Annotated in this window: 11 protein-coding genes; 5 read left to right on the top strand and 6 right to left on the bottom strand. The window is 53.0% G+C overall.

Features of this window, described 5'->3' with window-relative positions; genetic code table 11:
- Positions 1 to 71: 71 nt before the first annotated feature.
- Positions 72 to 5,678, top strand: a complete 5,607-nt coding sequence (locus IEY24_RS10155; RefSeq protein ID WP_188931277.1) for an AAA family ATPase — start codon at positions 72 to 74, stop codon at positions 5,676 to 5,678.
- Between the two features lie 5 nt (positions 5,679 to 5,683).
- On the opposite strand, the gene IEY24_RS10150 is transcribed toward IEY24_RS10155, so the two are convergent.
- Both IEY24_RS10150 and IEY24_RS10145 read right to left on the bottom strand, forming a co-directional pair.
- Positions 5,684 to 5,992, bottom strand: coding sequence for an Hpt domain-containing protein (locus IEY24_RS10150; protein WP_229222102.1), 309 nt, complete (start codon positions 5,990 to 5,992; stop codon positions 5,684 to 5,686).
- Entirely contained in the window at positions 5,992 to 6,696 is a 705-nt protein-coding gene (locus tag IEY24_RS10145) for a response regulator transcription factor (RefSeq protein WP_188931273.1), read from the bottom strand. Before IEY24_RS10145 ends, IEY24_RS10150 begins: the two co-directional genes overlap by 1 nt.
- A 313-nt stretch (positions 6,697 to 7,009) precedes the next feature.
- On the opposite strand from IEY24_RS10145, the gene IEY24_RS10140 reads away from it, so the two are divergent.
- Together IEY24_RS10140 and IEY24_RS10135 are read left to right on the top strand one after the other, a co-directional pair.
- On the top strand, positions 7,010 to 8,773 hold the full coding sequence (locus tag IEY24_RS10140; protein WP_188931271.1) for a thiamine pyrophosphate-dependent enzyme: 1,764 nt from the start codon (positions 7,010 to 7,012) through the stop codon (positions 8,771 to 8,773).
- Between the two features lie 3 nt (positions 8,774 to 8,776).
- Positions 8,777 to 9,256, top strand: a complete 480-nt coding sequence (locus IEY24_RS10135) for an MEKHLA domain-containing protein (protein ID WP_188931269.1) — start codon at positions 8,777 to 8,779, stop codon at positions 9,254 to 9,256.
- Positions 9,257 to 9,260: 4 nt separating this feature from the next.
- Here the strand turns inward: IEY24_RS10135 and IEY24_RS10130 are convergent, their stop codons facing one another.
- The 4 genes from IEY24_RS10130 to IEY24_RS10115 all read right to left on the bottom strand — a co-directional run bounded on the left by IEY24_RS10130 (position 9,261) and on the right by IEY24_RS10115 (position 14,358).
- On the bottom strand, positions 9,261 to 9,932 hold the full coding sequence (locus IEY24_RS10130; RefSeq protein WP_188931267.1) for a phosphatase PAP2 family protein: 672 nt from the start codon (positions 9,930 to 9,932) through the stop codon (positions 9,261 to 9,263).
- A gap of 11 nt (positions 9,933 to 9,943) precedes the next feature.
- On the bottom strand, positions 9,944 to 12,352 hold the full coding sequence (locus tag IEY24_RS10125; protein WP_188931264.1) for a TonB-dependent receptor: 2,409 nt from the start codon (positions 12,350 to 12,352) through the stop codon (positions 9,944 to 9,946).
- Between the two features lie 63 nt (positions 12,353 to 12,415).
- On the bottom strand, positions 12,416 to 13,687 hold the full coding sequence (locus tag IEY24_RS10120) for a sensor histidine kinase (protein ID WP_188931256.1): 1,272 nt from the start codon (positions 13,685 to 13,687) through the stop codon (positions 12,416 to 12,418).
- Entirely contained in the window at positions 13,684 to 14,358 is a 675-nt protein-coding gene (locus IEY24_RS10115; RefSeq protein WP_188931253.1) for a response regulator transcription factor, read from the bottom strand. The genes IEY24_RS10120 and IEY24_RS10115 overlap by 4 nt, the downstream gene beginning before the upstream one ends.
- Positions 14,359 to 14,422: 64 nt before the next feature.
- Between IEY24_RS10115 and IEY24_RS10110 the strand changes: the two genes are divergently transcribed.
- Both IEY24_RS10110 and IEY24_RS10105 read left to right on the top strand, forming a co-directional pair.
- The gene (locus tag IEY24_RS10110; RefSeq protein WP_188931252.1) at positions 14,423 to 18,613 is read left to right on the top strand and encodes a two-component regulator propeller domain-containing protein; all 4,191 of its coding nucleotides are present in this window, start codon (positions 14,423 to 14,425) and stop codon (positions 18,611 to 18,613) included.
- 303 nt (positions 18,614 to 18,916) lie between these two features.
- Entirely contained in the window at positions 18,917 to 22,135 is a 3,219-nt protein-coding gene (locus IEY24_RS10105) for a SusC/RagA family TonB-linked outer membrane protein (RefSeq protein WP_188931249.1), read from the top strand.
- Positions 22,136 to 22,167 lie beyond the last annotated feature (32 nt).

The raw sequence follows: 22,167 nt of genomic DNA, 5'->3' as shown, positions 1-22,167 counted from the left end.
CAGGCTCCATTTGACGGTATTGTCTGGAAGTTACCTTTGCATTGCTTTGAAACTGAATATTTTAAGATGTAATGAGTCTCGACAACATACAAGTGCCGGACTACCGGGTCACGCAGGAACTTTATAAAGACCGGAGCCGCGTTTTTTTTTCGGCGGTGCGTGAAAGCACGGGCGAAAAAGTCATCTTAAAAGCAGTCCCCGTTTCCGCCGGGAGCGAGCAGGTGTACGACCGGTCGTCCGAGGGATTCGCCTGGCTAAATACCCGGCGGTTCGACCGCATTCTGAATACCCGGCGGTTCGTGCGGACAGAAAGCTACCACATTACCGAATTGGACTATTTCGACGGTATGCTGTTAGAGCAATATCTGGATACCAATGAAATAGACATTCCCACCGGCATTGCGATCGCAGAAGAGCTCGTTCTGATCGTGGAGGAACTGCATTACCAGGGCATTACGCACTCCGACTTCCGCCCGGCACACTTGTTGATCGATCCTTCGACAGCAAGCATCCGGCTCGCAGACATGCTCCATGCACGGCCGTCGGCCACCGATCCTGGCGTCTTGGGCCACCACTCGGCTATCGATCTGCATTACATTGCCCCCGAGCAAAGCGGGCTTATCGACGTCCCGGTCGATTATCGCTCCGAGTATTACCACCTGGGCGTGTTGTTTTACCGCCTTTTCACCGGCAAATTGCCGTTTGACAGCACCGACCCGAATGAACTCGTACATGCGCACATTGCGCGTACGCCCGGGCGCCTTTCCGAAGGACCGTCCGCGCTTTCAAGCATTGTACTGAAACTGTTGGCGAAGAAGCCGGAAGACCGTTATCAGACCACCCGCGGCATACTGGCGGACCTGGCGATCTGTAAAAGCAATGGGCTTTTGTCGGAAGATTTTGTGGCCGGCAAGGCCGATCAACCCGGCGTTTTCAGAATATCCGACGGCCTTTACGGGCGCGCGGATGAGGTGGCGCAGATACTGGCCGCCTACGCACGCATTCACGAGGCCAATGAGCTGGTGCTGGTATCGGGGCAATCGGGGATCGGGAAATCGTCGCTGGTCGCCGCCGTGCAGCAACGATTGGAAGCCGTCGGGGCGCTCTTTATTTCCGGGAAATTTGATCAGTATGTCCAAAATATTCCGTTCGAAGGGGTGATCAAATCCTTCAAAGAGCTGGTGTGCAAGATATCGCAGGGCGATGCAGCTCACTGGAAAAAGACCATTGCAGGCGCGCTAGGGCCTTTTGGGCAGATTATTGTTGACGTTATTCCCGAGTTGCAACATCTCATTGGGCGCCAGCCTGCCGTAGAACGCCTTTCGCCGCTGGAAGCGCAGAACCGGTTCGTAAATGTATTTACCAATTTTATTAATGTTTTTACCAAACCAGAACACCCGCTGGTCATATTCCTCGACGATTTGCATTGGGCCGACCTTTCCAGCCTGCGTTTCCTGAGCCGCGTTACGCATTCGGTAGAGGGGAGGAATCTGCTCATAATTGGCACCTATCGCGACAATGAAGTCCCGGCCGCGCACCCCCTCCGGACGGCCATCCGGGAACTCGATAAAAGCCAGTCCCGCCTGACCCAGATCGCACTTCTTCCTTTGCATAAAGAGACCATTTCAGAACTCGTGGCTGATACTTTTTCATGTCCTGCAAGTGCAGCAATGCCATTGGCGGAGGTGGTTCTGGCAGGAACGTTGGGTAATCCCTACTTTGTGTCGGAAACCCTTCAAAGGTACTATCACCAGGCGATGATCACCTACGATGCGAAGGAGAAGAAATGGTTATGGGACCTGGAACGGCTAAACAGCGACACGAAATCGGTTTCCTCCCAGCATTTGCTGGCCACCAAGATCACCAGCCTTTCTCCCGCGGCCCGGAAAGCGCTGACCACCGCCTCCTGCATCGGTACCGAATTCGATCTGGTGGTGTTGTCGGCGCTGCTGGACAAAACCCCGCAGGAAACGGGGGAGGATGTCCAGGAGGCTGTAACCGAACACCTGCTCCGCGTCGTCGCAAGCCGGCAGCCGGAAGCGCATTACCTGGTTCAAAACAGATACATTTTTGTGCACGATCAGGTTCAGGCTGCGGCCTATGACCTGCTTACGGTTGGGGAACAGACCGATACCCACCTGAACACTGGCTATTTTCTCCTCGAAAGGCTTTCGGCGGAGGAACGGGGACAGCAGCTTTTCGAGATAGTCAATCACCTGAATTACTGCCCCGAATACGAGGCCGCCTCCGAGCGCCGCCGGATCGCCCGCCTCAATTGTGACGCCGGCGAAAAGGCCAAGGCATCGGCAGCCTATTCGGTGGCATTCGCCTATTTTAAAAAGGGCAGGGAGCTGCTTAGGCAGGAAGACTGGCAGGATGATTACCCGCTTGCGTTCTCCCTCGGTATTCAATGCGCAGAGAGCGCTTATCTGGCAGGTCATCACGAGGTTTGCCTGGCCATCGCGGGGGAGATACTTGCCCGTGCCAACCGGCTCGAAGACAAGGTGGAAATCTACGACGTTCAGATCCGGTGTCTTATTTTAAGTGAACAGGAAGGCGCTGCTATTGAAATTGCCCTCGCTGTTCTGCGCGAGCTGGGCATCCGTTTTCCCGGCCGACCCGGCAATGTACATATTATTACTGCCTATCTGAAATCGAAATGGTGGCTGCGCGGGAGAACGATCGAATCGCTGTTGCTGCTGCCGGCCATGACGGATGTTCGCGCGCTGGCGGCTATGCGGGTGTTGCAGAACATCACCGCCATTGTGTATGCCAGGATCCCCGCGCTGTATCCGCTGATGGTTATCAAAATGGTGGAGCTTTCACTCAGGCATGGTGTGGCGGCGGAATCGGCGATCACATTTGCAACCTATGGGGCGATAGTCAATGCCGTCGAAACGAATCCCGCGGCCTGTTACCGCTATGGCAATCTTGCCCTGAAACTGGCCGAGCAAGCCGGCGGCGTAGCGCGCGAAAGGACTTTGCTGGTGTACAACATCGTGAACCGCCCGTGGGGCCAGCATATCAACGATTCCCTCGAACCATTGCGGAAGTCGTACCTGACGGGCATTGAAATGGGTGATCTAGAGTATTGCACCTATGCGTCTAACAGCTACGCCTTTCATTTAATGCTGTCTGGGAAAAACCTGCATTGGGTCAAGCATGAGATCATGCGGTTCAATGAGCCGCCGCGGGCACTTTCCCGCGAGCACACAACCCATCACAACGAGCCATTTATCCAGATAATCGCCAGCCTCCTCGGCAACACCGACGACCCCGCGACACTTTCAGGGCCTTATTTTGATGAAAAACCTGATTTTGCGGCAATCCTGGCTCAAAAGGACCGGTCACGGATGTTTGCCTGTTTTGTCTATAAAATGATTATCGCATACCTCGACGGAAACCCATCCCGGGCAATGCTGCATGCTACACATGCCTCAGTTTACCTCGATGCCGTAAAGGCATCACTTTTTGATCCGCTGTACACTTTCTTTCTGGGGTTGGTCAATGTGGGCTTACATCGCGCGGGCGACCGTAACCCGCGACATATCCGTTCGGCCAAGGCCCAGTTGAGAAAGTTGCAAAAACTGGCGGCAACGGTTCCCGTCAACTTTGCGCACCGCTATTACCTGCTCGATGCCGAGATTATGGCCATTGAAGGTAAAGGCAGCCAGGCCATTGCCTGTTTCGACCAGGCCATTGTCGCGGCGCAGGCAAATGGTCACGCACATGAGGCCGCGCTCGCACATGAGCTCTGCGGCAGGTATTGGGTTGAAAAAGGGCAGGGAAAAGCGGCCGACTTTTACCTGCGCGCCGCGCTGGACGGCTACCACGAGTGGGGGTGCGTATTAAAGGAGCGACAATTGCTCGCCGCGTTCCCCGCAATAGCCCACTCCATGGAAGAGCACGGAAAAACAGCACCGCTGAATGCCGGCGAAAGCATTGCATCGACGCTCGATCTGTCGACATTAATGAAGACTTCCGCGGCCATTTCAAGCGAGGTTATTTTTGATCAGCTCATGGAAAAACTCATGCAGTTCGCGATCGAAAACGCAGGTGCACAATCGGGTTACTTCATCATAGACTGGGGCGGAGAACTGATGATCGAAGCGACGCGGTCGGTGGTGAACGAACGGACCGATATTCGGAAAATCCCTTTAGCCGAATCGGTATCGGTTCCGCCGGGCATTATTGAGCATGTTTTCCTGAACAAGACCGATATTGTTTTACCGGATGCGCAGTTGAGTGAATTCAAAAGCGACCCGGTAGTGGCTGTCCGGGGCGTTCGCTCAGCCTTGTGTATCCCCGCATTAAATCAGGGGAAAGTCGTTGGCGCGCTCTATCTGGAAAACAACCTGGCGACGGGGGTTTTTACCCAGGAACGCACCCAGTTGATCAAACTCCTCTCAGGGCAGATAGCGGTGGCGATCGAAAATGCGATTTTGTATGAAAAGCTGGAACAGAAAGTGGCCGTCAGAACGGCTGAAATCCAGATTCAAAAGGAAGAAATAGAGCGGCAGAAGCAACTTGTGGAGCAGAAATCACGGTTCAAAGAGCAGTTTTTTGCCAATATGAGCCATGAGATCAGGACACCGATGACAGCGATTCTGGGAATGTCCGAACTGATTTTTGATACTCCCCTCAACGACAAGCAACTGGAATATGCCAAGGGCATCCGCTATTCTTCGGAAAACCTGCTGGCCATTATCAACGATATTCTCGACTATTCGAAAATCGAGGCGGGCAAATTTTCATTTGTAAATAAACCCTTCGAGGTTCGCGACCGGTTGGAGCGGCTGGGCTACATTCTGAGGGTAATAGCGGAAGAAAAAGGCTTGAAGCTCGAAATTTCCGTAGATCCCGACGTGAGCCCGCAACTGATCGGCGACCCGATCCGGCTCCACCAGATTCTGCTGAATCTGGCCGGTAATGCAGTGAAATTTACCGAAAATGGCTCCGTATCCATTCGTGCAGGCGTTGCCTCGCGCGACGGGACGTGCGAGCAACTGCAATTCGCCGTGAATGATACCGGCATCGGCATCGCCGAAGACAAGCTGGAATACATCTTCGAGACCTTCGCCCGGATCGACGACGATTCGAACAGCAGGCAGTCGGGTACCGGTTTGGGGCTTTTTATTGCCAAAAAACTGGTGGAAGAACAGGGCGGACGGATGCAGGTCCAAAGCCGGCCAGGGCAGGGGACCACTTTTAGTTTCGACCTCACATTTCAGATATGCAACCCGTCCGAAGACCATGCCGAGGCCGGGGACGACACGCCGCTTACCGGGCTGGCGGTATTGCTGGTTGAAGATAATCTGTTTAACCAGGTGGTAGCGGAAGAAACTTTGAAGAAGTTGATCCGCGACGTCAGCGTGACGATTGCCGACAATGGGGAGATCGCATTGCAAAAACTGGCTGACGGTGATTTCGATATTGTACTGATGGACGTGAAAATGCCTGTAATGGACGGTTACAGCGCCACGCGGGCCATTCGTGCACGTGAAAACGGCCGCCGCGTGCCGATACTGGCATTTACATCCAACGCCAATCCCTCCGAAGCGCAAAAATGCCTGGACGCCGGTATGGACGACTACATTACCAAGCCCATTGAAGCTAAGAAATTGAAATACAAAATGAGGAAGCTATTGCCGGCAAGCCAGGCCGGCACATTTGAATGAGCTGGTTACGGCTGCCAGGATTGTTGAAATTCCTGCGTGAAGTTTCGGATCTGTAAGGAAATTCCATCGGTTTGTCCGCTGTCGACCTGTTCTTCCAGGCTACGCATTTGCTCGGCAAATCCATTCATTCCTACGTAGTTGAATTGCGTTTTCAAGCTGTGCAGCGCCGTTGAAAGTCCTTCCCAGTCCTGTGCCTCGCAGAGCTCCGGAAGCATGGACACCTGGCCGGGTACCTGGGTTTTGAAGATAGCCACGAAGCGCTCGACCAGCTGCTGGTCGTCGCCCATCAGATTGCCAAGCAGCGAAAGGTCCATCACGAAGCAACACCCGGTTTGAAAATGAGTTTATAACCCTCGCCATGCAAATTCAGGATCTCTACTGCCGGGTCCGCCTTTAAGAACTTCCTTAACTTGCTGACGTACACATTGAGGCTGTATCCGCGGTAATGTTCCTCGTCACCCCAGATGCCGATCATCGCGACGTCGCGCGTGAGGACTTTATTCTGGTGTTCACAAAACAATTTCAGGAGTTTGGCCTCGATAGAGGTTAGTTTGATAGTCTCGCCGGAAACGACGAGTTGCCGCAGTTCGGGATCGAAACGGGACTGTCCCCACTCGTACTGGTCGCACACACGTGTTTTTTCCTGCACTTTCACCCGTTTGAGAATGGCCCTGATCCGCAAATAGAGCTCTTCCATACTGAACGGCTTGGTGAGGTAATCGTCCGCTCCGAGCATCAGGCCCCTGATTTTATCCTCTTTGAGTGACTGCCCGGTCAGAAAAATAATGGGGATTGCTTCATCGATCTGCTTGATCTCTTCTGCCAACGTAAAGCCGTCCTTTTTAGGCATTTTAATGTCCAGAACGCATAAATCGAAGGGGTGTGACTTAAATGCGTCGAGCCCTGCCTGTCCGTCGTGTTTGAGCATTACCCTGCATCCCTTCATTTCGAGGTACTCCTTCGTCAGTTCACTGTATTGAACTTCATCATCGATGAACAACAAGTGTGGCTGTTCCATAAATAAGTAAGTTAGTTGGGTGCCAGCAAGAATATCGCGAGGAAGGAAATGCAATATTATCAAATGCCGGACTCTGGGGCAAGAACATCCTATTTAACGGGCTCCCGCAATCCTTCTACCGACCACCAGGGCTCCGCCGAGCGCAGAACTCAAATATTCCACAAACAGAATCGATACTGATTTATAGATTAATATCTACTATTTCATTGCAAATAGTTTGACAAATTAATTATCAAACTATTTCTACTTTTGCTCGCATCGGTCCGGACCAGGAAACAGTTAAATTAAACATTTACTCAGCAAGCACATCGTTATGAATCCCGAAGTGAGCGAATCCGCGTCCTTTGCCACCGCATTGGAAGAACAATTTAGTCTAGACAGCTATCAGACCATTATTAACACATTAAACAACTGGGGAATCCGATTATATGCGGGTGTAAATGGGGGAGGAGTGATCCATTTGCTCAAATATCTGGACCCCCTTGATCAGGGCGCGATCGAAACGCCCTCTTTTCTGACCATCGGGGAATACACGGCGGGATTTATTCCTTTGGGCTACTACCTGGGGAGCGGCAAAATAGCGGCTTCTGTTGCGACCACCGGCGCAGCTACCAAGCTTATCTGCTGCGGGTTAAGCGATGCCAAGCTGCATGACATCCCCGCCGTATATGTAGTACCGGTCTCGAACGGGAGTACCGCAGGCTTCTCGCCCCTGCAAGACACCACAGCTTATGGCAGCAATATCGTAATGCAATTGCGCGCCGAATTACCTGAATCTGTTTTTGTGCTGGATAACCAGATAACTTTAACCGAACAGCTCTCGCTGGCAAAGGCGCAGCTGGACCGCTCGAAGCCGGTTGTGCTGGTTCTGGATAATGAAGGGCTCAGCGTTTCACAAACAGGGCCTGATATCCCTACCGCTATACCTGACATCCCCGTCATCGAAAATCATTATTCCGAAGCGTTCCTGGATGCATTCAGGAGGGAAACGGAGGGTAAGCGTGTAGTGATCTTCGTGGGTGAGGAAATGGCACGCTACCCCAACGCCACCGACCTGACTACCCGGCTCAGCAAGGTGCTGCATGGTGCCACGATATGGAGCATCAATGGCGCCAATGCCGTAAGCCGCGACAATCCTTATGGCTATGGTTATATTTCTTTCGGAGGTAATGACAGGGCTATTTCGCTTTACAATTCATTGGGAGATAGTGATGTGTTGCTGGTTGTCGGCGCGTGTCCCGACGAGTACACGGTCAATTTTAAGAAGATTCCTGCATCCGCTACATTTCATTTCAGCAATATTTCCCAGGCTTACGGATTTGTCGACAATAGCTTGCGGCACGTTGTGGAAGGCAGGTATTATCAAATGCATGCTCCGCTGGATTCGTCGCTGCAGACATTGATTGACGACGTAGCCGAACGCCCATTTACCAATATACCCACGGAGCCGGCACCCCGGAACCTGAACGATTTGCCTTTTGACAATGCCCGGGGCAACTATGCCGATATGGCTGCGCTTTACCAACGCCTCGATCAATGGTGGCCGCAGGGTTCTATCGGGATCGATGATACGTGCCTGGCTTACAAAGACCGCCAATACGTAACCCAGCGGCCCAACAACAATATCCGCTTTTACTCACTATATCGCGGTTCGGCGATGGGCGGTGCCTTTGGGGTTGCCATTGGCGCCAAACTGGCCGATCCCGACCGGCAAGTGTTTTTGTTTACCGGCGACGGCTGTTTTCGGCTGTTTTCCGGCTCTCTGGCGGAGGTGAGTAGCTTGGGATTGGTGGTGTTCCTGCTCAATAACGAGACATTCGGTATTGTGGAACAGGGCCTAAGAAAGGTTTTGCCCGATGTTGGAACCGCCTATTACCATTCCCGGCTCGACGCCGTCGATTACTGCGCGATTGCCCGGGCAAACGACTGGGATGCAATACGCCTCGCGCCCGACCTCGGTAATCTTGAGGAAATACTGCGTAAAGTAAACGACAGGCCGTCCCGCTCCATGCTCATTGAAGTCCCCGTTGACCCAAACCAAGTATTGGGTAAGAATCCACGTCTGAAAAATTTATAGCGAATGATCCCTGCACAAAACGACACTTTAATCCGGCAAATAAACGACTGCTTTTACCGGTTATCCGGTAAGCCCCTTTACGCTCCGGGAGCCGCCGCCGTTGATCAATGGCTTCACGAGGAAGCCCCGTATGGCATATTGGCGCACAATACCGCAGCCGACCCGCGCTTTATTTATGCCAATAAGCATGCATTGGCTTCATTCAGATATACGCCAGACGAAATACTTGCAGTACCGTCCCGGCTGAGTGCTTCGGAACAGGACCGGCAGGAGCGGCAACGGATGCTTGAAATCGTTCTGCGGGACGGCATCGTTTACAACTATACCGGCCCCAGGGTTGATAAATACGGGAACAGCTTCACCATTTACGACGGGATAGTGTGGGAGCTGCGAAACGCAAGCGGTGAAGTATGGGGCCAGGCCGCCCTTTTCTGGACGGACGAACTGAAACGACCCGAATGGTTCCGGCGCATGCCCGATTAAGTCATCAATACACCGGCTGCATTTTAGCATGAGCTCTTCCCCATTTGTACCTGTGCGTCCAATAGGCCACTTTCATCGACAAATACCCAATCCCGGCGCCCACCAGCACATCGCTGATATAATGCCGGTTATTTGCTACGCGCAATAGCCCCACGGACGACGCGACGGTATACGAAGCATAGGGCATCCACGGATAGCGGTCTTTGTATTCCTCGTTCAGAAACGTGGCCGCGGCGAATGCCTGGGTCGTGTGGCCGGATGGGAACGAGTTATAGGAGCTTCCGTCGGGCCGGAGGGTGTGTGTAGCCGATTTCAGGATGGTAGCGGTGGTAAGTGCCATGGCTTCGCCTTTGACGAGGATGGCGGTGCGGTTGAGCACATCGGTTTTGGATTGAATACCGAATGCGTCCAGGCCGTAAGCGAATACGAGCGGCGAAAACTGCATATAATCGTCGATATGCGTGTGGAACCGGGGAATGTGCCGGTTCCGGCTTTCGGCAAGCTCGTTTTTAATGGACTCTTCCGAATGGCCGTTGGCGATAAGACCGCCGATGATCAGTGATGCGGGCGTATATAACGCGTGCAACGTCAACGGTTTACGCAGGCTGTCGGCGGGTGTAAGCGGGCTTGCGAAGGAAGAGATGGAGGTGAGGAGGAGGCAGAAGAGGAAGCGCATGGTAAGTAATGCTAAAATTTAAAGCTATATCCAGCCCGCACCAGCTGGGTTTCGTAATAATCGCGGCTGGTGTAATGAAAGCCGTCGCCGTACACGGTTTTCCGGATAACCAGTGTTCCGAAAAGGTCTGTTGCGTTGATGAAAAGCTCGCCTTTGGGCAATTGTCGTTTGGCACCGGCGTCTACCGAGAAACGGTAACCTGTGCGGCCTTGGGGGACGATATCCGGGGCCTGGTAAATGGCGACCACCTGCACCTCGGTCTTTTTGCTTTTCAGCAGGGCGCTTACCTTGGCGCTCCCCGAAGTGAGCGTTTGTTTGGCGGAACTGTATTTGGATTTTACAGGGTACAGGTTCTCGACGGAGAATGCGTTAACCGTATTTTTATAAATATTACCATTTACATTCACCGAAAACCATGGAGCAAGGTCCTGCTGCAAAACCAGCTCACCACCTGTATTATAGCTTTTGCCGGCATTTTGGAAAATGTTATAAATCAAAGTGCTGCCGGATACGATGGTGCCGATGCGGATAATGGTGCCGTTGATCTGCTTGCGGTATAATGCGGCGTAGAGAGATCCGTTGGTCCAGCTGGTTTTATAACCGGCCTCCCAGGAACTGGTAAACTGCGGTTTAAGGGCGGGGTTGCCGATTTTGATGATCCCCGCATCGTCGTACTTTGGGAAAATGCGGATGTCTACCTCATTGGGCCGGTCGACGCGCCGGTTGTAAAACAGCGAAAGCTTGTTGTGATCGTCGATTTTGTAGGCGAAACGGACATTCGGAAAGGGCTTCGCATAAGTGTAACCGTCGCTGTGATAGGTAGGGTGGGTCGGGTTGACGTCATAACGGAGGTTGATATACTCGACCCGCAAACCTGCTTCCACCTCGAAATTTCTGTTTTCAAACACATAATTTCCATAAACCGCCGGAATCGTCTCCTTGTAATCGGCCCAGCCGCCTGCCAGGCTGTCGATAGGGGAGTTGAGGCCCGGGAAAAACTGCATATTCGTCGGGATGAAACGCCGGCGCAGTTTCAACCCGCCTTCAAGCCGCCCGTAGCGCAGCGGGCGGATGTAGTCGGCGTTAAAATCAAATACATTCTCGTCCGAAATCAGTTTGAAAGCATCCTTACCGGTGAAATCGGGCATGATATTGGTAAAAAAATACTGCTCGTTCTCGCGGTGGAAAGTGTAGTTGAGGCCGATATTGAGCAAGCGTCCCGGCTGGGCATATTTATGCTGGTAGGAGGCGCTGGCGGTTAGGGTGGTTTTCAATTCGTCTTCCAGGAACTGCCATAGCTGGTTTCGCCGGGTCAGGTTTGCATTGAAAAAAGGTTCGTCGCCACGGTCGAGTATCTTCTCGCTGCTGAATAGTGCCGACACTGACAATGCGTTGCGTTCGTCGAAAGTCCAGTCGGCACCGGTTTTGGCAGTGACCACATTGGTACTTCGGTTGCGCTTGGTTTGCTGCCGCACAGTATCGCCGCTGTCGTAATACCGGTCCACAAACTCGTTCTTGTTGAGAGTCGGCGTGTGCAGGTAATCGCCCTGGAAGAACACATTCACCTTCTTCTTTTTGTAGTTCAGGGCTATGGAGGGGTTTAATTTGAGGGTATTGCGGTATTGTGGACGGATATCGGGCAGGTTTTCTTTCCGTACCCACAATGCACCCAATCCGGCTGCCATTCCGATTTTCCCGTTGAAGCCCTCTTGTTTTTCTTTTTTGTAAATAATATTGATGATCCCTGCATTGCCATTCGCATCGTAGCGCGCCGAAGGGTTATGAATGATCTCGATCCGTTCGATAGCCGACGCCGGGATGTTGTCGAGGCTCGTCTGACTGCCGAAACCCGTGAGCGCGGTCTGCCGGCCATCCACCAGAATAGCTACTTTATCGCTTCCCCGCAGGAGTACTTTGCCGTCTTCTCCGGCGGTAACACCCGGCAGGTTTTTCAGCGCCTGCAATACCGACCCGCCGCTCTGGCTTACATTGCGGCCGATGTTGAAGGTCTTCCGGTCGAGCTTGTCGTCGACACCCTCAGCCTGCTGGCCGGTGATGGTCACTTCCTGCAAGTTTTGGGGATCATCGGCCATCCGGAACTCGCCCAGGTCGAGAAACGGGCTCAATGTGCCCACGGTGATGGGCTTTTGCAATTCCTTGTAACCCAGCGAAACGCATGCGATGCGGTAATTGCCGCTCTTTACATCCGGCAAACTAAATCGTCCCAGTTCGTTTGTAATCGTTCCCGTTACAAATGCACTGTCTTTTTCAGTTTTGAGAACAATATTGACAAACGGGAGCGCTTGCCCGCTTGCAGCAGAAGTAACCTGTCCGGAAAGCGTTACTTTACTTACCTGCGCCCTGAGCTGGACCAAGATAAAAAAGCAAAAAAGCAACGTTAGGGTTGTTTTGAAAGCCATTCAGAGTACATATTGAATTATCTGATGGCAAAAATGAAAACTGATTTGGAAGAAATTTCGAATTCAGAAACGGACCGAGAAGCGATGCATTCCATCGGCGAAATCATAGCCGATCTGCCAGCCGTAGCGCTCGCAGATCTCGCGTGCGATCGCGAGCCCGAGCCCACTGCCGGCATGTTCGCCCGACGCCTGCGCGAACCTTCTGAACAGGTTTTCGGCCTGCAATGCCGTCGGGCCGGTGTTGGAAACCGTAAGTTTACCACCGCGCAAATGCACCCGCACATCTCCACCCGCCGGCGTGTAGCGTACTGCATTCACGAGGAGGTTGGTCAGCAGAATTTCCGTTAGTACCGGATTTGCTTCGATGGGAAAAGGTTCGATGTTTTCGGCGTAATGCACTGCATTGTTTTCAAAACGGTCGGAGAACTGCGCTGCGACGGCTGCCAGCGTTTGATCGAGTGCTAACTGCCCGTTTTCCTCGAATTGCGCATGCTCGATCCGGGCCAGCAGGAGCAGGTTCTTATTAATGCGGGAAACGCGGTTAATGGCCTGATAAACCTGCTCGACGATCCGCATCTGCTCCGCATCCAGCGACTGGCTCTGCAAAAGCATGTCCAGCTGGGATTTGACAATCGCCAGGGGGGTCTGCAATTCATGCGAAGCGTTCTCGGTGAATTCCTTTTGCTGGCGGTACGAGGCCAGGCTGCCCTGCATCAGCGAATCGAGGCTGGCATTCAGATCCGCAAACTCGGTCACGTCCGATGCCGGCAAGGGCACGGCTTTGCCGGTTTCCAGCCGGAAAGTGTGCAGGCTGGCCAGCGTATCGTAAAACGGTTGCCAGATGCGTAAGGCGGTTTTTCTATTAAGGTAAATAAAGCCGATAAGCAGCAACGTGATAAAGAAAACCGTTGCCGCGGCAATGGCCAGGATCGTTTCGTCGATCTCCTCCATATTCGTTTCGACCAGCACCCGGTATAGTTTACCATTGACGCGAATATCGGTCGTCAGGCAGCGAAACTGTTCCCGGTCGTTCATGAAACTGTCGAACCGGATGACGGTATACAGGCTGTCGGGCCGGGGAGCGGCGGTCTCGCTGAACGAGAAGCCGGGCTGCACTTTGTCGAGGGCGGCGATCATATTGTCCACCGCGGTGTCGGGCAAGCTCAGGCGTGTGAGGCGTTTTTCCAGTTTCTCCCGAATGGCATGGTGGTGCTTGTCCAGCTCGTTTTCCCAAATCCAGTCGACGATCAGGAAGTAAACCGGAATGCTGATCACCAGTACCGTGAACGCATAAATCACCAGCGGGCGCAGACTTTGGTCGAGCAGCTTTTTCATCCTTCCCATTTGTAGCCGGTACCGTAAATTGTTTTCAGATAATTACCATAACCGGCCTCGCTGAGTTTCTTTTTCAGGTTTTTGACATGTGCGTACACAAAGTCATGGTTGTCGAACATATCTGCAATATCGCCGGACAAATGCTCTGCCAATGCACTTTTGGCGATCACCCGGTTTTTGTTTCCGATAAAGAAAAGCAAAAGGTCGAGCTCCTTTTTTGTCAGTACTATTAATGAGCCGTGAACAGTAACCGTTTTACTGAGCAGATCAACCTTCAACTCATTTTGAACCACATGGTTGTGATTGCCAAAATTCCTCCTGCGGATCACCGAGTAAATGCGTGCGGCAAGTTCGGGTAAATGAAAGGGTTTGACCAGGTAATCGTCCGCACCGGCGTGCAAACCCCTGATCTTGTTCTCGTAGTCACCTTTGGCAGAAATTATGATCACGCCGTCCTGCTGTCCCTGCTTTTTGAGTGTTTCGAGAATATCGATGCCATCTCCGCCCGGAAGCATAAGATCCAGCAGAATGCAGTCGTAACGGTACATTTCCACTTTCTCGCGCGCCTGTGCCCATGTGGTTGCGTATTCGCACAGGTAGTCCTGCGCGGCCAGGTAGGCGCCGATGCTTTCGGCCAGGCCGGGCTCGTCTTCAATGATCAGGATCTTCATTCAGGCAATTTAGCGTAACAATTTGGAATTCTTTTTGAAGGAAAACGATGTTATCTTCACGCTAATGAATCGGTGGGTTATCAATATTTGTCTGGCCCTGGCGGGCCTCGTGGGATGGGTGGGGCGTGGTATTGGCCAACCGGCCCAGCCGCAGTCGGTCGCACCACATCCGGCCGCGCCGTCCCATGCCGACTATCAGTTTGTCCGTTACAATACCGAAAAAGGGCTTTCCCATAATCAGGTCAATTGTTTTTTAAAAGACAGCCGCGGGTTTGTGTGGATAGGCACGGCTAATGGGCTGAACCGTTTCGACGGCTATTCTTTCCGGGTGTTCAAGCACGATCCGGCCGATTCTACCAGTATTTCAGACCACCAGGTGAATGCCCTTTTCGAAGATCCGCAAGGTTATATCTGGATTAATACCAGGCTCGGCTTCGATATTTACGACCCGGTTACCGAGACGATCGATCACAATGCAAACCAGGCCGCGCAGCGTTTCGGACTCAGTGACGCCGATTTTAATCGCATCATCAAGACTCGTTCGGGTGACTACTGGATCAGTCACAACAAATTGGGCCTGCTGAAATATCGTACGGCTTCGAAGCAGCTCATCAAGGTAAGGTTCGGACCTACGCAGGATGCGCCGGGTACGCGTACGATTTCGGATTTCGATGAGGATGCTCAGGGGAATCTTTGGGTGGTATGCGACGACGGTCTTCTCGCCCGGGTGAATGCCCGCACGCAAGGGATCGACATCCGGAGCGTGTTGTTGCAGCGCCGCAATCTGGGCAAGCTGTCCAATCACAAGGTTTTTGTAGACGGGCAGGGCGAACCCTGGGTGTATATAGTCAAAGCGGCTGTCGGGGCATTTAATTTTGATTGCACGAAAAACACCCTTCGCGTTGCAGGCACGTCCGGCCCGGATTTCAGGCTGAGTAACAATGCCGTAAGCGCGATGATCTCCGGGCCTGACGGCCGAATCTGGATCGGGACGGACCACGGCGGTATCAATATCCTGGACAAACAAAGCGGCAGGGTCTCCACGCTGCGCTCCAACCCCGGCGACCCAAGGACGCTCAGCCAGAACAGCATTCAGGCTTTGTACAAGGATGCCACCGGCATGATCTGGGCGGGGACCTACAAGCAGGGTTTTTGTAATTACCATCAGAATATTTTCAAATTTTCGCTCGTCCGCCATTTACCCGGCGATGCGACGAGTCTGCCGTTCGACGATGTAAACGTGTTTGCCGAAGACCGGAAGGGTAACCTGTGGGTAGGTACGAATGGCGGGGGGCTGATCTACTACGACCGGAGGAACAACAGCTTCCGGCAGTTCAGAAACAAGCCGGGCGACGCCAATAGCCTGAGCAATGACGTGATTGTGAGCCTGTTCCTCGATCGGCAGGATGTGCTCTGGATCGGAACCTACTTCGGTGGGTTGAACAGCTTCGATGGCCGGAAATTTACCCGGTATCTGCACGATCCGGCGGATTCTACCAGCCTGATAGACGACCGCGTGTGGGAGATATTTGAAGATTCGCGCCGGAGGCTGTGGGTCGGTACCATGGCCGACGGACTCGATCTGTTTGACCGGTCGGCGAAGACATTCCGGCATTATCGCAACCGCGCACCCAACTCCGTCAATTCCGATTACATTTCGTCCATGCTGGAAGACAGGCAGGGTAATTTGTGGGTAGGGACCGCGAATGGTATCGATGTGCTGATGCGCCGGACCGGCCGTTTTGTGCATTATAGCTACCGCGCCGGCGACCGCAACAGCCTTAGCAGCGATGCCGTGATGTCGCTGGCGCAGGACAATGCGGGTACGATCTGGATCGGCACCTCGGAAGGCCTCAACCGATACGATGCCGCGCGGAATGCATTTGTGACTTACGACACCCGCCACGGGCTGCCCGACAATTCCATTCTGACGGTGATCGTCGACGCCCGGCAGAACTTATGGCTTGGCACCCCGAAAGGAATGGTGAATTTGCAGGTTACCAGGAGGAAAGCGACATCTGCCGCTTCAACTGCATTTCAGGTCCGGGCCTACAACGAGGTGGACGGCTTGCAGGGGCGGGGCTTCAACGAGAATGCGGCGCTCCGGCTGAATTCGGGCGAACTGGTATTTGGCGGTGCCAACGGCTTCTCCATTTTCGATCCCGCACGCGTTACCGACGAGCGCACGGCGGCAAAAGTGGTTTTGACTGATTTTCAAATATTTAATAAAAGCATTCATCCGGGTCTGCTCGCGGATGGCAGCCAAGTTCTTGAAAAATCTATTTCAACGACCGATCGCATTGTGCTGGAACACAGCCAGAACGTATTCACGATTGAATTCGCGGCTTTGAATTTCCTTCATCCCGAAAAAAACCATTACCAGTACCGATTGGAGGGTTTTAATGACCAATGGTTTGAGGCAGACAACACACGCCGCGTCACCTATACCAACCTTGACCCGGGCACTTACACATTTAAGGTTAAAACAAAAGAAGGCGGCGAATCGACCGAGCGGCGATTGGAAATCAGGATATTACCGCCGTTCTGGCAGACGCCCTGGGCCTATCTGCTGTATTTTTTGTTGATAGCGGCCGCATTGATGATCGCCCGCTGGATATTGATCGAACGGGAGCGGATGAATTTCAAGCTGGAACAGGAGCGGCATTATGCCCAGCAAATGCACGAGCTGGATTTGATGAAGATCAGGTTTTTTACCAATGTGAGCCACGAGTTCCGCACGCCGCTCACACTCATGCTCACCCCGCTCGAAAACCTGCTGAGGGGCATTCGTTCGGACCATACCGTTCACCGGCAGCTTTCGCTTGTGCACCGTAACGCCCAGCGGTTGCTCAATCTGGTCACACAGATGCTCGATTTCAAAAAGCTGGAAGTGGAGGAAACCCGGTTTATGCCGGAGCGTGGCGATATTGTGCAGTTTGTAAGACAAATCGCCCAGACGTTTTCTGAACTGTCGGAACACAAGCATATCCGGTACCGGTTCGAAAGTGCCGTGGAGTCGCGCTACGCCGATTTCGACCAGGATAAATTATCGAAAGTGATGTACAACCTGCTGTCCAATGCATTCAAGTTCACGCCCGAAAACGGCGAGGTAACGGTGCGGCTCCGGACGGTAGGGCAGGAGGGCGGGGAGGCTCTGGAGATAAGTGTGGAAGACTCCGGCATAGGCATTCCGCCGGAAGCGCAGCAGAAAGTATTCGAACGTTTTTACCAGCACCCTACGCCGGGACACATGATCAACCAGGGGAGCGGTATCGGGCTTTCCATTGCAGGAGAGTTTATCAAAATGCACGGAGGTACCATCGATCTCGAAAGTGAGGTAGGCAAGGGCAGCACATTTACCGTGACGGTTCCCCTGCGTGAGCGCCTTGCGCGTGTGGTGCCCGTGCAGGAAGCCGACGCAATGCCGGTGGACGCTGCCCCCATCGATGTCGACCTTTACGACGAAAAAGCGGGCAAGGAAAAGCCTCTGATCCTGCTCGTAGAGGATAACGACGAGTTCAGGGAGTATCTCAAAGAAGTATTTCAGAAAGAATACCGGGTGCTGGAAGCCGCTAATGGCAGGGCCGGCCTCGATATGACCCTGGAACATATTCCGGACCTGATCGTGAGCGACGTGATGATGCCGGAAATGGACGGGACCGAGCTTTGCCGGACGATCAAAACCGACCGGCGCGTTTCCCACATTCCTGTGGTGCTCCTCACCGCACGTGCGGAAGAAGAGCAGCAATTGCAGGGCTATCAGACCGGCGCGGATGCCTATGTCACCAAGCCTTTCAGACTGGATATTTTAAGGGTCAGGATCGCGAACCTGATCTTGCAGCGCGAGCAGTTGCAGAAGCAGTTCCAGCAGCACGTAGAGATCCGCCCGACCGACGTGGCGGTGCGATCGATGGACGAACAGTTCGTGAACAGCGCCGTGAAGGTGGTGGAGGAGAACCTGGCCAATGCCGAATACACGGTGGAGCAATTGAGTGACGCGATGTCGATGAGCCGGGTTTATTTGTATAAAAAAGTACTTTCGCTGACTGGCAAGACGCCTATCGAGTTCATCCGCATTATCCGTATCCGCAGGGCGGCCACGCTGCTTGAAAAGAGCCAGCTGACAGTTTCAGAGATCGCCTACCAGGTGGGGTTCAACAACCCTAAGTACTTCGCCAAACTCTTCAAAGACGAATATCAGGTGCTGCCAACCGAATACCGCAGGAGGCAGGCATCGCAGCAAATATTAGAATAGTGCAAGAGTCCAGTCCGATACTCTAATAACGGCCTATAATCACCTGCTCGACGCTTGCTCATCCATTCTTACACATAGTTCTTCCTCAAACTGGAATAAAAGGTGAAAAAATAGCCCGATTTTTTGCCTTGGTTTACAAATGACCCCCTATTTGTAAACATTTGGATCCCATGCCGCATGTTTTAAAGAGACACATTTGTCCAACTATTCATTCGATTTATCCCATTGTCTGGTATACGACCCCGAGATATTGGAAATGTCTAAATCGGGATGAACAAATAGTCACTTTTAAAACAAAACAACATGCAACAAAATTTGTACGAAACAAGGCGGATAAAGCGGCGTTCGCGCTTTCTGGCCGGGTTGCTACGACCTCTCCTTCTATCATTGGGGATCATGGGTACTGCCGTCGGCGCATTCGCGCAGTCGGAAGCTAAAAGGGTTATTACGGGGACGGTCGTTGCCTTGGAGCAAGGCGATGGTATCCCCGGTGTGAGCGTGGTGGTGAAGGGAACGTCCAACGGTACGACGACCAACACCAATGGAGCGTTTTCGATTGAAGCAGCGTCGGGCAGTACGCTCGTGTTTTCCTTCATCGGGTATGAAACGCAGGAAGCGCCGATAGGGAACAAGACAAAAATCGACATTAAACTGAAAGAGAGCATTTCTTCTCTGGACGAGGTGGTGGTAGTAGGGTATGGAGAAATGAAGAAGACCGACGTTTCGAGTTCGCAGGTAACTGTTTCGGGCAAGGATCTGAGCAAAACCATTAATACTTCCCTCGAACAAGGCTTGCAGGGCCGCGCGGCCAACGTGCTGGTGCAGCAGAACTCCGGCCAGCCGGGAGCGGCGCCGTCGGTACTGATCCGCGGTCTGAGCTCTTTGACGGGTACTACACAGCCACTATATGTGATCGATGGGGTGCAGATCAAGCCGGATAATATGAAGGACGACCCTAACAACCGTCCGACGGGCTTTTCTAACATCCTTTCCAGCATAAACCCCGACGATATCGAGACGATCAACGTTTTGCAGGGGCCTTCGGCAACCGCGATTTACGGTGCCGTGGGTGCCAACGGAGTTGTGATGATCACCACCAAGCGCGGTAAGGCGGGCGAGGCGAAGATTACATTTAACTCACTCGTAACCGTGCAGGCTGAGCCTAAGCATATTGATGTAATGAACCTGCGGGAGTATGCGCAGTTCAGAAACGAAGCGGCCGCAGTGGGTAGCACCGCCAGCGACCCGGCATTTGCAGATCCGTCGGTGCTCGGCAATGGTACCGACTGGCAGAGCGCGCTTTTCAGGCCTACTACCCTTCAAAAATACTCGCTGGGGCTTAGTGGCGGTACGGAAAAATCGACCTACTATTTGTCGGGAGAGTATTTCAATCAGAAAGGGATCGTCGAAGGTTCGGGTTTCAAACGCTACAACAGCCGCTTGAACCTCGAAAACCAGACCCGCAGCTGGCTGAAAATCGGTGCCAATATGAGCGTAGGTATTACCGAAGAAAAAGTGAATACCAATAATGGCGGCATTATCCAGCTCGCCCTCGACCAGAACCCGAGCGTGCCTGTGACCAATCCCGACGGCAGCTGGGGCGGGCCTACCTCCACGCAATTCCAGTTTACGAACCCGGTGATGATCTCGAAAATCTACAATGACTACAACCGCCGGACGTCGATCCTGGGAAGCCTTTTCGCGGATGTGAAACTGGCCAAGAATCTCACCTGGCACACCGAAGCCAACGGTAGCGCCGAATTTTTGAAATACTATTCATTCCACCCGTCGTATACCATCGGCGGTTATGTGGTGTCGCAGGACGCGGCCACCTCGACCCGCTCGGTGAATACAAATACATGGTGGAGTTTGCATAGCCGATTAACCTATGATTTGAAACTCGGACAACATGGCGTCAACCTGATGGCCGGTCACGAGGCGCAGGAGTTTGCTTACGAGTCGCTCACAGGAACACGTAAGAAGTTTATTACCAATACCATTGAAGAACTTTCCGGAGGGGATGCTTCCGTGATTTCTAATGTGAGCAACGGAAGCGGCAAAGGCGGCGGCTCGCGCGAATCGTATTTTGCCCGTGTGAATTACAGCTTCAAGGAACGCTATTTCTTGCAGGGAACTTACCGGATGGACGGTTCGTCGGCATTCCGCGAAGGCCGTCGCTGGGGTAATTTCCCGGCGGTGTCGGTGGCATGGCGCGTGTCGGAGGAGCCATTCCTGAAAAATGTGAAAGAGATCAACGGCCTGAAATTGCGTTTCGAAGTAGGTCGCTCCGGTAATCAGGGCAGCGGTGGCAATGCGATCTTCTCGACCTTGCAAACTGTGCCCACCGGTTGGGGAACCGGCTTTCTGGCGTCCAACTTCGCCAATGAGTTCCTTACCTGGGAAAAGGACGACGTGATCAACGGAGGACTTGACCTGCACATGTTCGGCAACCGCTTGGAGCTGATCGCGGATGCGTACATTAAGAACATTACCAGCCTCATTACCGTAAACTCCTACCCATTCACGTACGGCGGCGACATCGCTTATTCGCCGGGTTATTTGAGTTGGCCTGCCGTGAATGCGGGCTCGATGAAAAACCGTGGTATCGGCTTTACGCTGAATACCGTGAACATCGACAAAGGTGGTTTTTATTGGAAAACGGGTATTAACCTCTCGTTTGACCGCAACAAAGTGACCTCGCTGCTGAACCCGATCACGCCAACCTGGAATGCGACTTCGGTAGGTTTCAAAACCGAAGTAGGGCGGCCCGCGAGCATGATCACCGGGTATGTAGCCGACGGGCTTTTCCAGGATGCGAACGATATCAAGAACCACGCCGTGCAGACCTCGAACGGTCAGTTGACGATCAATCCTGCAACCGGTAGCTGGGTAGGGGACACCAAGTTCCGCGACCTGAACGGCGACGGCGTGATCGACGCCGAGGACCGCACCGTGATCGGTAACCCATGGCCGAAATTTACCCTCGGTTTCAACAACAATATGACTTACAAGAATTTCGAACTGAATGCATTCCTGACCGGAAGCTTCAAGAACGACATTCTCAACTACCCACGTTATCGTGCCGAAATCCCCGGTAATGGCGGTGTGTTTGGCAACCAGTGGAAATCGGTGGCTAACTACGCGAAGCCGAGCAGCTACAATGCGGGCGACGCGGAAACTGTTACGCTCACCAATCCGGGTTACACGATCCCGCGCATCGCGCCGGGCGACCCGAATGGCAACAACCGGATGAACACCAACTTCATTGAGGACGGCAGCTACGTGCGCCTGAAAAACATCACGCTCAGCTACAACTTCCCGAAATCGATGTTGAAAGACTTCTTCATCAGGGGCTTGCGGGCTTCGGTGGGTGCGCAGAACCTGTTCACGATCACGAAATACAAAGGCTACGATCCGGAGATCGGGATGGTGAACTATGGCGGTACTGTGATGGCCGGGATCGATACGGGCCGTTACCCTTCCGTGCGCATGTATTCATTCGGTTTGCTGGCCGATTTCTAAGCGGGCCGGTCCAACGTCAATTTTTCTTAAAA

The sequence above is a fragment of the Dyadobacter endophyticus genome, assembly GCF_014641595.1.
Classification (GTDB): Bacteria; Bacteroidota; Bacteroidia; order Cytophagales; family Spirosomataceae; genus Dyadobacter; species Dyadobacter endophyticus.
This window is presented reverse-complemented; position numbering and strand designations above follow the sequence as displayed.